General features: G+C 60.4%; 12 protein-coding genes. 9 read left to right on the plus strand and 3 right to left on the minus strand.

Going from position 1 to position 12800, the window contains the following annotated elements; all coding sequences use genetic code 11:
• Window positions 1–33 precede the first annotated feature (33 nt).
• Together infB and rbfA are read left to right on the plus strand one after the other, a co-directional pair.
• The gene (gene infB, locus ON14_RS10885; protein ID WP_010205127.1) at window positions 34–2832 is read left to right on the plus strand and encodes a translation initiation factor IF-2; all 2799 of its coding nucleotides are present in this window, start codon (window positions 34–36) and stop codon (window positions 2830–2832) included.
• Between the two features lie 126 nt (window positions 2833–2958).
• A complete protein-coding gene (gene rbfA / locus ON14_RS10890; RefSeq protein ID WP_010205128.1) occupies window positions 2959–3474 on the plus strand; it encodes a 30S ribosome-binding factor RbfA in 516 nt (171 codons plus the stop codon).
• On the opposite strand, the gene ON14_RS10895 is transcribed toward rbfA, so the two are convergent.
• Both ON14_RS10895 and ON14_RS10900 read right to left on the minus strand, forming a co-directional pair.
• Window positions 3471–4364: an A/G-specific adenine glycosylase gene (locus ON14_RS10895; RefSeq protein ID WP_010205129.1), complete on the minus strand. Its 894-nt coding sequence runs from the start codon at window positions 4362–4364 to the stop codon at window positions 3471–3473. The two genes, rbfA and ON14_RS10895, sit on opposite strands and share 4 nt — an antisense overlap.
• Window positions 4361–5377, minus strand: coding sequence for a ketopantoate reductase family protein (locus tag ON14_RS10900; protein WP_010205130.1), 1017 nt, complete (start codon window positions 5375–5377; stop codon window positions 4361–4363). Before ON14_RS10900 ends, ON14_RS10895 begins: the two co-directional genes overlap by 4 nt.
• Before the next feature lie 136 nt (window positions 5378–5513).
• Between ON14_RS10900 and truB the strand changes: the two genes are divergently transcribed.
• The 5 genes from truB to ON14_RS10925 all read left to right on the plus strand — a co-directional run bounded on the left by truB (window position 5514) and on the right by ON14_RS10925 (window position 9634).
• Window positions 5514–6515 (plus strand): tRNA pseudouridine(55) synthase TruB, encoded by a 1002-nt coding sequence (gene truB / locus ON14_RS10905; RefSeq protein ID WP_010205131.1) that lies wholly within the window; start codon window positions 5514–5516, stop codon window positions 6513–6515.
• A complete protein-coding gene (locus tag ON14_RS10910; protein WP_010205132.1) occupies window positions 6508–6876 on the plus strand; it encodes a hypothetical protein in 369 nt (122 codons plus the stop codon). Before truB ends, ON14_RS10910 begins: the two co-directional genes overlap by 8 nt.
• Before the next feature lie 24 nt (window positions 6877–6900).
• The gene (locus ON14_RS10915) at window positions 6901–7314 is read left to right on the plus strand and encodes a hypothetical protein (RefSeq protein WP_010205133.1); all 414 of its coding nucleotides are present in this window, start codon (window positions 6901–6903) and stop codon (window positions 7312–7314) included.
• Between the two features lies 1 nt (window position 7315).
• Window positions 7316–8272, plus strand: coding sequence for a bifunctional riboflavin kinase/FAD synthetase (locus ON14_RS10920; protein ID WP_010205134.1), 957 nt, complete (start codon window positions 7316–7318; stop codon window positions 8270–8272).
• 114 nt (window positions 8273–8386) lie between these two features.
• Window positions 8387–9634 carry an MFS transporter gene (locus ON14_RS10925; protein ID WP_010205135.1) on the plus strand — a complete coding sequence of 416 codons (1248 nt, stop codon included), beginning with the start codon at window positions 8387–8389 and terminating at the stop codon, window positions 9632–9634.
• A gap of 54 nt (window positions 9635–9688) precedes the next feature.
• On the opposite strand, the gene ON14_RS10930 is transcribed toward ON14_RS10925, so the two are convergent.
• Window positions 9689–10651 (minus strand): ROK family protein, encoded by a 963-nt coding sequence (locus ON14_RS10930; protein WP_010205136.1) that lies wholly within the window; start codon window positions 10649–10651, stop codon window positions 9689–9691.
• 189 nt (window positions 10652–10840) lie between these two features.
• Here ON14_RS10930 and ON14_RS10935 point away from each other — a divergent pair, with 189 nt between their 5' ends.
• Together ON14_RS10935 and deoC are read left to right on the plus strand one after the other, a co-directional pair.
• Window positions 10841–11785: a sugar-binding transcriptional regulator gene (locus ON14_RS10935; protein ID WP_010205137.1), complete on the plus strand. Its 945-nt coding sequence runs from the start codon at window positions 10841–10843 to the stop codon at window positions 11783–11785.
• A complete protein-coding gene (gene deoC, locus ON14_RS10940; RefSeq protein WP_010205138.1) occupies window positions 11782–12795 on the plus strand; it encodes a deoxyribose-phosphate aldolase in 1014 nt (337 codons plus the stop codon). The genes ON14_RS10935 and deoC overlap by 4 nt, the downstream gene beginning before the upstream one ends.
• Window positions 12796–12800 lie beyond the last annotated feature (5 nt).

Consider the following 12800-nt stretch of genomic DNA (forward strand, 5'->3'; position numbering starts at 1 on the left):
CCCTGTCTGGGAGCAGACCCAGACAGGAGAAAAGTGGCTGCCAAACCACGCGTACACGAAGTTGCCGCCGAAGCCGGCGTCGATAGCAAGGCTGCACTAGCGAAGCTCAAAGAAATGGGCGAATTCGTTAAAGGCCCTTCGTCAAGCATTGAACCACCCGTCGCACGACGGTTGAAAGCTGCTCTTGAAGCAGACGCCGCGAAAGCCCCAGCAGAGCCGGAGCAGCCCAAGGCTGCGCCTAAGGCCGCGCCTAAGGCTGCGCCGAAACCCAAAACGCCGGTGCCTAGCGCTCCGACCCCGGCCGAAGTTGTTGTAGAAGCTCCAGCTCCCACTCCGGCTCCAGCGCCTGAGCCGACTCACGAACCAGAAGAGGGCGCGGCTCCCGCGCCTTTGACGGTCGCTGAGCGCCAAGCTCAGGCACTAGCCGCAGAAAAGGCCCAAGCTGCAGAGAAGGCATCCGCTGAATCTGGCGCAAAGCCCGAAGGCAATGCCGCTGCGACTCCGAGCCCATCCTCTGTTCCTCGTCCGGGTACTCCCCGTCCGGGAAACAACCCCTTTGCCTCTAATCAAGGTATGGGACGCCCCGCTGCAAGCGGTGGTGGCAATAGTTCCATTCCTCGTCCGGGCGCACCGCGTCCCGGTCTTCCTCGTCCGGGTGCTCCTCGTCCGGGTGCTCCTCGTCCCGGCTCAGTTCGCCCAGGCGCTCCGCGTCCCGGCGGTCCAGGTCAGACGGCACGCCCCGGTGGCTTCGGTCAGCGCCCAGGCGGCCCAGGCGCCGGTGGTGGTCAGCGTCCCGGTGGCGCTGGTGCTGGAGCCGGTGCTCGTCCCGGCGGCGCACCCAACAACTTTGGTCCCAACCGTCCGCCAGGCGGCGGTCGCGGTCGCGGCCCCGGTGGCGGAACTGCTGGTGCATTCGGTCGCGGTGGCGGAAAGAGCAAGGCACGCAAGTCGAAGCGGGCGAAGCGGGCAGAGTTTGAACTGAGAGAAGCCCCGTCGCTTGGTGGCGTTAGCGTCCCTCGCGGAAACGGTAAGGAAGTTATTCGCCTTCGCCGTGGCGCATCAATCACCGACTTTGCCGACAAGATCGACACAAGCCCCGGAAACCTGGTTACCGTACTGTTCCACTTGGGACAAATGGCGACGGCAACGGAGTCTCTCGATGAGGCAACGTTCGGCATCCTGGGCGATGAGCTTGGCTTCAAGATCGAAATGGTTTCTCCTGAAGAGGAAGACCGCGAGCTGCTGCTCGGCTTCGATATGGACCTCGATCAAGAACTCGAAGACGAATCGGAAGACGAACTTGTTATTCGTCCTCCCGTTGTTACCGTCATGGGTCACGTCGACCACGGTAAGACCAAGCTGCTCGACGCCATCCGTAACGCCAACGTTGTTGCTGGCGAAGCCGGTGGCATCACACAGCACATTGGTGCCTACCAGGTCGTCAAAGAGCACGACGGCTACGAACGTCCAATCACGTTCATTGACACCCCGGGCCACGAAGCGTTCACCGCTATGCGTGCTCGTGGTGCTCAGGTCACCGACGTTGCGATCCTCGTGGTTGCCGCTGACGACGGAATCATGCCCCAGACGGTTGAAGCACTCAACCACGCTCAGGCAGCAAACGTTCCGATCGTTGTCGCAATCAACAAGATCGACAAAGAGGGTGCAAACCCGGCCAAGGTACGCCAGCAGCTCACCGAATTCGGTCTCGTTGCCGAAGAATACGGTGGAGACACGATGTTCATGGACGTCTCGGCGCTCAACAAGGTCGGTATCACCGAGCTTCTTGACGCTGTGCTCCTGACAGCGGATGCTGGGCTCGACCTGCGCGCAAACCCCAACAAGGATGCTCGTGGTGTGGCGATTGAAGCCAAGCTCGACAAGGGTCGCGGTGCTGTTGCTACCGTGCTCATCCAGTCGGGAACGCTGTCGATCGGAGACCCGATCGTTGCCGGTACCGCTTACGGTCGTGTTCGTGCAATGTTCGACGAAAACGGCGACTCTGTTCTCAAGGCTGAGCCGTCGCGTCCCGTCGCTGTGCTCGGTTTGACCTCAGTGCCCAAGGCCGGCGACGTGTTCTTGGTTACCGATGACGACCGCATGGCCCGCCAGATCGCTGAAAAGCGCGAAGCAGCAGAGCGCAACGCAATGCTCGCTCGTAGCCGCAAGCGCATCAGCCTCGAGGACTTCACGAAGGCCCTCGAAGATGGCAAGGTCGAATCGCTCAACCTCATCATCAAGGGTGACGTCTCGGGTGCTGTTGAAGCCCTCGAAGAGTCGCTGCTCAAGATTGATGTTGATGACTCGGTTCAGCTGCGCATCATCCACCGCGGTGTTGGTGCTGTTACCGAGAGCGACATCAACCTCGCCACGGTCGACAACGCGATCATCATTGGATTCAACGTTCGCCCCGACCCGAAGGCACGGGAACGTGCCGCTCGCGAAGGCGTCGACGTTCGTTTCTACTCGGTCATCTACGCCGCACTCGAAGACGTCGAGAACTCGCTCAAGGGCATGCTCAAGCCTGAGTTCGAAGAAGTCCAGTCGGGTGTTGCCGAGATCCGCGAGATCTTCCGCTCCTCCAAGGTCGGAAACATTGCCGGTGTCATCGTGCGCTCGGGAACGATCACGCGAAACGCCAAAGCACGAGTTATCCGCGAAGGCGTCGTCGTTGGCGACAACCTCGCGATCGACTCGCTGCGTCGCTTCAAGGATGACGTCACTGAAGTTCGTACCGACTACGAAGCCGGTATCGGTCTTGGTAAGTTCAACGACATCCAAATCGGTGACGAGATCGAGACAATTGAAATGAAGGAAAAGCCGCGGGTCTAACTCGATGGCTTATGACGGCAACCTGAGCAGGAAGCGGAGCTACGCAAGCTCCGCAAGCTTCCTGCTCAGGTTGCCGTCAACGCCTCGGTACACCCCGAGGCAGCACAAGTAATAGAAGGAGTAGAGATGGTTGACGCAGCTCGTGCCGCCAAAATGGCCGACCGTATCAAAGTGATTGTTGCCAAGACTCTGGAGCGTGGCATCAGAGATCCGCGTCTCGGATTTGTCACCATCACTGATGTTCGCGTCACCGGCGATCTTCAGCACGCTTCGGTGTTCTTCACTGTCTACGGCACCGACGAGGAACGCCTCGAGAGTGCAGCGGCCCTGAAATCTGCTACCGGTCTAGTACGTCGCGAGGTGGGCAAGAACCTCACGGCACGCCTCACGCCGTCTATCGAGTTCATTCCCGACGGAATCCCCGAGAACGCTGCGTTGATCGATTCGCTTCTCAACGAAGCTCACGAGCGTGACGCATCGATCGGCTCCCTGAAGCAGAATGCTACCTATGCCGGGGATGAAGACCCGTACGTCAAGCCTCGAGATTTTGCCGCCGAAGAAGAAGCAGCAGGCTTCGACGATGACGACGACGATGACGACGACGATGACGATGATGCGGTCTACGTCAGCAAAGACGACTAGGGCAGTTCGTAGTCGGCACCACTAGGTACCACGAGTCCGTCGGCGAGTAATCCGTCGAGAGCTCGCGTCCGCTGCTCGCTGTCAGCCCAGACCTGATCTATTTCGAGTGCCGTAACCGGTACATCGCTCGCTCGCAATTCCGCAAGAATGAGGCCTCGTACCTGACGGTCAGACCCCTCGAACCGTTTTTGGATCGCTTGCCGCTTTCCCGCATAGGGCGGGTAGCCGGCGGCGCGCCACTGGCAAAGCTCTCGTACTGGGCACTCTTCACACAGCGGCTTCCTGGCGGTGCACACGATGGCGCCGAGTTCCATCACAGCCGCATTGGTGGCTCGCGCCTCAGGGATGTCGGCGGGAAGCAACTCTTCCATAGCCGTGAGGTCTCGTTTGGTTGAAGGAGGGCCGGCCTCGCCCTGACCAAGCACAGCGCGGGCGATAACGCGACGCACATTGGTGTCCACAACCGGATGCCGGTGCCCATAGGCGAACGCGGCTACCGCCCGAGCGGTGTAATCCCCAATGCCGGGCAGCGCTAAGAGGGATGGCACATCTTCAGGAACCACTCCAGCGTGCTGCTCGGTAATCGCAGTCGCGGCAGCGTGTAGGTTGAGCGCGCGTCTGGGGTACCCCAAACGTTCCCACGCCCGCACGGCGTCTCCGGGAGATGCTGAGGCGAGGGCCTCTGGGGTTGGCCAACGTGCTAGCCATTGTTCGAGGCGCGGAATGACGCGCACCACGGGCGTTTGTTGAAGCATGATCTCGCTGACGAGAATGCCCCATGCTCCGAAGCCGTCGTGGCGCCACGGTAGGTCGCGACCATTTTCGGCGAACCACTCTCGGATCAACTGCGAGACGGTGGCGAGTTCGGCGGCCGACGTCTCAGCGGTCACTTGTCGGTACCGGGCCGAGTGAGCGCATCGAACCGGGCGGCAACATCATCAGGGCTAAAGAACTCACCGCTTTTTTCGACCGCGTGAACGAGTTCGACCATGAGCGTGTTGACGCGCGCGGTGCTCTGGTTGGTAGCGGCGAAACGTACGACTGCGCCGTTCAAGGCATCCACTTCGCTCGGTTGCCCCCGCCGGATACTTTGCAGCGTCGAACCGGGGTTGGGGATGCGCCCCATGCGTTTGGCCATGATACGCGGCAACAGTTGACCGAGCCACAGCGGGGTCCGGGCAAACGTGTGTAGTCGGCGGTGGCTAAGACCTTGCACAGTTTCGAAGCGGATGCCATCGGCAAGACCGACCTGCACCGCTTCGCGCATGCTCGCGGTCATGATGTGGCGGAGTGCGGGGTGCGTGACCACGGCCTGAACGCTGCGGCCGGTAATGGCGGGAAGCGCGTTGACCTGATTGATGACAAGTTTGGTCCATTGAGCGCCGCGAAAGTTGGGAACGGCAAAGGTTGGCATTACCTCGTTGAGGATGTGTGCGGCGTAGCGGGCCGGAACGTCGTTGTCGCCGACAACTCCGAGATAACTGGGGCCGGCGGCGGTGACATGAATTTTGCCGGGGGAGAGGAATGACGATGCGAACGTCGCGAGGCCGCCGATTACATCGGATCGCGGAGAAGCGTGGGCGGCTGTCTCAAGTGAATCGAGACCATTCTGAAAAATTACCACCGGCACATTGCGTAGATATTTGATGTTCTCACGAAGAGCCTGTTCAGCATCGTGCGCCTTAGTCGCAACGATCACTAGCTCGTTGACGCGGGTGAGGGTTGACGCTGCTCGCACAGGTGAGGTGCTTTCGCCCCATTCGCCGGTGAGTGCGAGTCCTGACCGGCGAATTGCCTGGAGGTGAGCTCCGCGCGCCGTGACTTCGACATCGTTGCCGGCGCGGGCAAGCAGAGCCGCTATTGCGCCACCAACGGCGCCCGCCCCAATAACGCCGATTCGCATAGCCAAAGTCTAAGTGCACCACCCTGTGATTCCTTGGGGGCTGACCGGCGGTGTCGCACGGTGTGTGAGGTGCGAGAGAATTGGCTAATGTTGTTGCGCTACCCATCTGGGGTTGCTGAGCTGGGGAGGTACGGGCATGGCTAAGCCTCCGCGCAACCCTGCAAGCGGAATCCTGTTCATTGACAAGCCGCAGGGGATCACCAGTCACGGGGTAATCGCCCGTGCGCGAGCATCCGTCGGCACCCGCAAGATTGGTCACGCGGGCACGCTCGACCCTATGGCGACTGGTCTGCTCGTGCTCGGTGCCAACAATGCGACCCGGCTTTTGACGTATCTGGTCGGTCTCGATAAGCAATACACCGCCACCATTCGCCTCGGCGCGTCGTCAAACACTGATGATGCTGACGGCGAGATCTCTGAACCAGCGGATGCCGCAGCAATTGCTGCGATCACCGATGATGCCATTGCTGCCGCTGTCGCCCAATTCACGGGGGCGATCATGCAGCGGCCGAGCTCCGTAAGCGCCATCAAAGTTGATGGAAGGCGTGCGTATACCCTGGTTCGTTCGGGAGAAGAAGTCGTGCTCGCCGAGCGTGCCGTGACCGTGTCAGCGTTCGACGTGCTGGAGATCGAGCGCGGAGAGTTCATCGATATCAAGGTTCGGGTTGACTGCACCTCGGGTACCTACATTCGAGCGTTGGCGCGTGACGTTGGGCAGGTGCTGGCAATTGGCGGCCACCTCACCGTCTTGCGACGCACCCGAGTTGGTCCCTTTAGTGTCGAGACTGCCAGCACTCTTGACGACGATCTTGAGCAGAAGCTCGTTGCGCCCGCGAAGGTCGCTGGCACCTTATTCGCTACGGTAGAGCTCACCGACCAAGAGTGCTTTGAATTGTCCCGGGGGCAGCAGGTTCCGCTTGGTCCTGTAGGAACTGGTCCGCAAGCGGTGGTGAACGCTGCCGGCCGTCTCGTTGGTTTGGCGGAAGTCGTTGACGGTCGCACGCGCATCCTTTCGAACTTTCCGGCGGATGCCATCCCGGCGTCAGAGCCAACGGTGTCACACGGTGCGAAGCTAGACGGCGCGGCCTCAAGCGAAACGGCAGCAGCGGCCGAGGATGGTGCGCCGAACGATGGTTGAGTGGTTTGTTTGGGTGCAGGTCATCATTGCGGTGCTTGCGGGTACGGCCGCCATTATTGTGGGGTTCGCCGGGGTAAAACCCAACGACTACACCTTGGGCGCCACCCTGCTTGTTGAAGCCATGCTCCTGGTTCAGCTAGTGATGGCAATAATTGCGCCGTTCGTGGGCAATGTTGCCACCGGCAGCGCCTTAGAGTTCTGGATCTATTTGGTCTCGGCAATTCTGATTCCACCAGCAGCGGTCATGTGGGGGCTCATCGAACGCAACCGCTGGAGTAGCGTCGTGCTCGGTGTTGCGTGCTTGTCGATCGCGGTCATGGTCTATCGAATGAGCCAAATCTGGTTTGTTCAACTGGCCTAGCCCAGAGCGCCTAAAGTTGATGCGATGACTAGCAAGGATTCTTCTACTGCCGCGGGTATTGGCCGCGTGCTTATTGCCGTGTATGCGGTGATGGCATTGGGCGCTACTGCGCGTTCGCTATTTCAAATTGCCACCAAGTTTAATGAGGCGCCGGTTGCGTACTTGCTCTCTGCGCTCGCCGGGGTGGTTTACATAGTGGCGACTGTCGCGCTCATTCGCGCGGGCCAACGCTGGTTCATGGTTGCGGTTGTCGCGATAGTTTTCGAGCTAGTCGGTGTGCTTACGGTCGGCACCTTGAGTTTGGTCGACGCCGTGTTGTTCCCGGCCGACACCGTGTGGTCGTCCTTCGGCGCTGGCTATCTCTTTATCCCTCTCGCACTTCCCGTTCTTGGCCTGTTCTGGCTGTATCGGGTGCATAAGTCTCAGGAGAGTCGCTGACATGGAGTTGTTCGAATCAATCGCCGATGTGCCGCCTGACTTTGGTGAGGTTGCGCTGACGATCGGCAAGTTCGATGGTGTGCACGGCGGTCACCGGGCAGTACTTGCGCGACTGCGCGAGGTTGCTGCCGAACGTGGACTCCGTTCGGTCGTCGTCACATTCGATCGCAATCCGATGAGTTTGCTGAACCCCACAGCGTGCCCCCAACCGCTGCTGAGCAAGGAACAAAAACTTGAACGTCTCGCGACGACAGCTGTTGACGCGACCCTGGTGCTGACGTTCGATCGAGCGCTCAGTGAGGTTACCCCCGAGAATTTCGTCAGTACGGTGCTTGCTGGTGTGCTCGATACCAAGGTCGTTCTTGTCGGTGCCGATTTCCGCTTCGGAGCTCACGGCGCTGGCAATGTCGCACTGTTGCGATCTTTAGGTGAACAACACGGCTTTGAGGTCGTCGTCATTGACGACATCTCTCTCGAAGAAGGGCGTCGAGTCTCCTCGACGTTCGTGCGCGAGCTTCTTGCCGAGGGCAACGTCGCCGAAGCGGGACAACTGCTGACGGCTCTGCACTCGGTTCGTGGGGTGGTGGTTCTTGGTCAACAACGCGGTCGCGAACTGGGGTATCCGACAGCCAACCTGCAACGTGATCCAGAAGGATTCATCCCGGCAGACGGCGTCTATGCCGCGTGGCTTGTCATCGACGGTATTCGTTTTGCGTCAGCGGTGTCCATCGGCAACAACCCGACATTCGATGGCGTGCCGGAGAAACAGGTCGAGGCTCACGCTCTTGATCAAGACTTCGATATCTACGGCAAGCGTGTAGAAATCGAGTTCGTGGAATACGTTCGCGGAATGGTGAAATATACGACGGTCGAAGCGCTCATCGAACAAATGTGCCTCGACGAGATTGCCGTGAGAGAAATCTTGGGCGTCCCCGCGAAAGAGACGCCCAAGAAATAGTTATCGAAAGCTAGTTCTTGAGCAGCTTGTTGCCGACACGAGTGGCCGACACGAGTTGCCGACAATACCCACCATCGTAGGGGTAGGGCTGAAACGAGACGTAGACTCGTGCGAATGACTACTCCCACGCGCACCCTCTGGAGGGGACGCATTCTCGCGCTGGCTGGCATCCTCTTTGTCGCCCTTAACGTGCGCACCGCTGTCGCTGCGATTTCCCCCATCATCGGCGTTATCGAGAACGACATTCCCATCTCCAGCCTTGGCCTTGGCGTACTCGGGATGCTTCCGCCCATTGCCTTCGCCATTGCGGGGCTCGGCGCGCCAGCGCTTGCTCGCTCCCGTGGCCTCGACGTCAGCTTGTTCATCGCCGCTGCGGCGATGGTCGTGGGCTCAAGCGTCCGTGCGCTTAGCGATAACTATGTTCTATTGGTGCTCGGCAGCTTCATCGCGCTGGCCGGAATGGGAGTAGGCAACGTCCTTCTCCCGCCCGCCGTCAAGAAGTACTTTCCTGACCGTTTGGGCACGGTCACGGGTGGTTACGTCGTGCTCATCTCGTTGGGTGCCGCGATTCCGGCGTTGTTTGCGGCACCGATCGCTGAAGCTGCTGGCTGGCGAGTATCCGTTGCAGTGTGGGCGGCGCTTGCTCTGACAGCCTTGATCCCGTGGCTGCTGTTGTCGTTGCGGGGGAGTCGAAGCAAGCGCAGTATCTCTAGTGACGTAACTGTTGTTCCGTCGGTCTCCAGCATTTCAGTGTGGGCAGTGGCTAGGTCGAAGACGGCCTGGGCGATCACAATCGCGTTTGGTGTCTCCTCAATGGGGTTCTATTCGTTTTTTGCCTGGCTTCCCGAGATTCTCATCGAATCGGCCAAGTTCACGCCGGTAGAGGCGGGAGCAACGCTGTCGCTTTTCGGGCTGATCGGTATTCCTCTGGGCATCCTGAGCCCGATCCTGGCGAGTCGCATTTCGAACATCGGGCTCGTGATTGCCGGGGGAGTCTTTGCCGGAGCACTCGGTTATCTTGGGCTCGCGATCGCGCCGACGACCGCCACTTGGCTGTGGGTTGCCCTCGCCGGCGTCGGCACGATTCTGTTCCCGCTGTGCCTCGTGCTTATTAATCTGCGCACGCGTAGTCACGAAGGGTCAGCGGCGCTCAGCGGATTTGTGCAGAGCGTCGCCTACACTCTTGCCGCTGTCGGCCCGTTCGCAGTTGCTCTCGTGCGGGAGTTGAGCGGTGGCTGGTTTTGGCCGCTCATGTTTTTGCTCGCCACCAGCCTGCTAGCGCTCATCAGCGCCGTCATGCTCAGACGCCCCAGCTTTGTCGAAGACGAGATAGAGATCCCCGTAGCGGTATTCGACGAGTAGCCGGTGCGGTTCGTTCGGGATATCCGCCTTTGCGCGACATCCCGAACGGTGCGGCTAGTTTTCAAGGGCGGAAGTGCTCAATCGTTCGGGGTGATGAACGAGAGAAGCAGCCCCAATGAGCGGCCCGTCGCTAGACAGGCCTGACGCGACAACGCGCACCTTGGTAATGAACGGGAACGGTGCCCGGTCGGTGATGGCCTCGGCGACGAGGTCGATGTAATCCGCGGCAACGTGAGAGAAGCCGCCGCCAATCGCGACTAGTTCGAGATCAACGAGGGCCGTGGCCGACGCAATTCCGTGCCCGACGGCGCGTGCCGATCGGCGCACAGCGTTTACAGCGATGTCGTTTCCGGCCGCATAGTCCGCTGCGAGTTCTTCGCCGGTGGTGCCGGTCCAACCGTGAGTCTGAGCCCATTCGACCGTTTTGGGCCCTGAGGCAACGGCTTCGACGCAGCCGGTTCCGCCACAGCCACAAATCGTGTCTTCTCCGCCGACTTCGATGTGGCCGAAGTGACCGCCATTCCCCGTGGGGCCATCAACGAGGCGGTTGTCGAGGATGAGGCCGCCGCCGACGCCGGTGGAGACCACCATTCCCATGAAGTACTTCACGCCCTGCGCTGAACCAACCCAGTGTTCCGCCAGCGCAATGCAGTTTCCATCGCCGCGCAGTGCCACAGTGTGTCCGGGGAGAGTCTCTTCGACGAGGGCTCGCACGCCGTAGTCGCGCCATGCCGGCAGATTGAGCGGAGAAACCTCGCCTCGAGATACGGAGATGGGGCCGGCGCTGCCGATCCCGGCTCCAAGAAGTGTGGCGTTGTTGGGCAGCGCTGCGGCCGACTGCCGTACAACGGTGCGCACGCTCTCGGCGAGTTGTTCGCTTGAGGATGCGCGGCCGGTGGGGGCGCGAAAGCGGCTCGAGGCGAGTACAACACCGTTGGGGTCAACGAGGGCGGCCTCAACTTTGGTTCCGCCAATATCGATGGCGAGGGCATAGTGATTTGATGTGGTGGTGGTCACGGCATCCACCTTATTGGGTGCGCGCGGTGATGGATGTTCATTTGCTGTCGTTCGTGTGGCGTTCAGCTTGAGGGTGTTGGCTGCACATGTGCGCACCACCGCAGCGCACAATCTGCTCATCTGAGCAAGCACCCCCGCATTTGTTGCAGCGGGGTGCGCTTGACTCTATCGTTGAGACAGGAGGCAGCAGTGGATGAATCAACCGAGCTCTTGGCAGTACGCGTTGCCGAGCTCTATTACGAAGAGAACAAGACCCAAGACGAAGTGGGTGCGCTCCTCGGGATCACGCGGTGGAAGGTCGGCCGCCTCCTTACTCGTGCCCGTGAAGTGGGAATCGTGCGCATCGAGATCATTCACCCCCGAGCCCGCCGACTGGATGTCGAACGCCAATTAAGAGAGCGCTTCGGCCTCAAAGACGCCGTTGTTGTCCCGCTGCCTGCCGATGACGAAGAAGTTAGCCCGCGCGTGGCTCAGGCCGCTGCCGATTACCTCGCTGCTGTTCGCCCCGTTCCTCGCTCTCTCGGCGTGAGCTGGGGTCGTACTCTCGACGAGGTTGCCAGACTGCTCGCCCCCGGGTGGACCGTCGGGGTGCAAGTCGTGCAGATCAATGGTGGCGTGAGCCTCAATAGCAAGCAGGGCACAGCAGCTCAGACCGCAGTAACAATTGCGCAGAAGGGGCACGGTCAAGCGACGCTGCTGCCGATCCCCGCCATTCTGGAGCAGGTCGAAACGAAGCGTGCGATCGAGCGCGACCGTGCTGTTGCTAGTGTTCGAGCGCTCGGTGCTTCGGCATCCGCCTATCTGTATAGCGCCGGTGTTGCCGGGGCTAGTTCGGTTCACGTCGACAGCGGTTATCTGACCGAGGCCGATGTTGATGAGCTTGTTGCTAAGGGTGCTGTTGGCGATGTTGTTGGTCGCTATATCGATAGCGCTGGCGAGATCGTTGACACCGCTCTGGATGAGCGCACGGTTGGCATCGGTCTCGATGAGCTTCGTGCCGCCGAGCACGCAATTTTTGTCGTCGCTGGCGACGCTAAACATGACGTCGCTCGCGCCGTCGTTACGAGTGGGTTGTGTTCCGTCATCGTTACCGATGAGGCCACCGCCCACGCACTCCTGGAGGAAACCACATGACAATCGAACCGGCCATCGCGCTCGCTCCTGCTGAGCGCGCGGTCAACCTCATCGGCTCAGATCTGACCGAGAAGTCACTCAAGCTTCACCTCGACGGGCTTTCGGGTGTCGACGCGGTCGGGCTTGAGCAACGTGCGGCAGGTCTCGGCACGCGTTCCATCAAGACGACGTCTAAAGCGTGGGCTCTTGACACCATCATTAAGCTCATTGACCTGACGACGCTCGAGGGTGCGGACACCCCCGGCAAGGTGCGCTCGCTCGCGGCCAAGGCCGTGCTGCCTGACCCTTCGGATGCGTCAACCCCTCGGGTTGCTGCTGTCTGCGTCTATGGCGACATGGTTCCGTACGCCGCTGACGCCCTCGGATCTGCGTGGTCGAACGGGGCAGACAACGGGATCAACGTTGCCGCTGTCGCTACCGCATTCCCCAGCGGCCGATCCTCGTTGCCGATCAAGATCATGGACACCAAGGAAGCCGTCGCCAACGGCGCTGACGAAATCGACATGGTCATTGACCGTGGTGCTTTCCTCTCCGGCCGTTACGGCATCGTCTTCGACCAGATCGTCGCGGTAAAAGAAGCGTGCCGTCGTGAGAACGGAACGTATGCCCACCTCAAGGTGATCCTCGAGACTGGCGAACTCAACACCTACGACAACGTGCGTAAAGCATCATGGTTGGCGATCCTGGCTGGGGGAGACTTCATCAAGACCTCCACCGGAAAGGTTGCGCCGGCTGCGACACTTCCTGTCACCCTCCTGATGCTTGAGGTTGTGCGCGACTGGCACCTACTCACCGGAGAGAAGATCGGCGTGAAGCCGGCTGGTGGCATCCGCACCTCTAAAGATGCGATCAAGTACCTCGTCACGGTTGCTGAAACGGTGGGCGAGGAATGGCTTCAACCGCACCTGTTCCGTTTCGGAGCATCCAGTCTTCTCAATGACGTGCTCCTCCAGCGTCAGAAGCTCACCACCGGCCACTACTCTGGCCCCGACTACGTCACGATTGACTAAGGCAC

Origin of the sequence: Salinibacterium sp. PAMC 21357 (assembly GCF_000247645.1) — a bacterium.
In the GTDB taxonomy this organism is placed as follows: domain Bacteria; phylum Actinomycetota; class Actinomycetes; order Actinomycetales; family Microbacteriaceae; genus Rhodoglobus.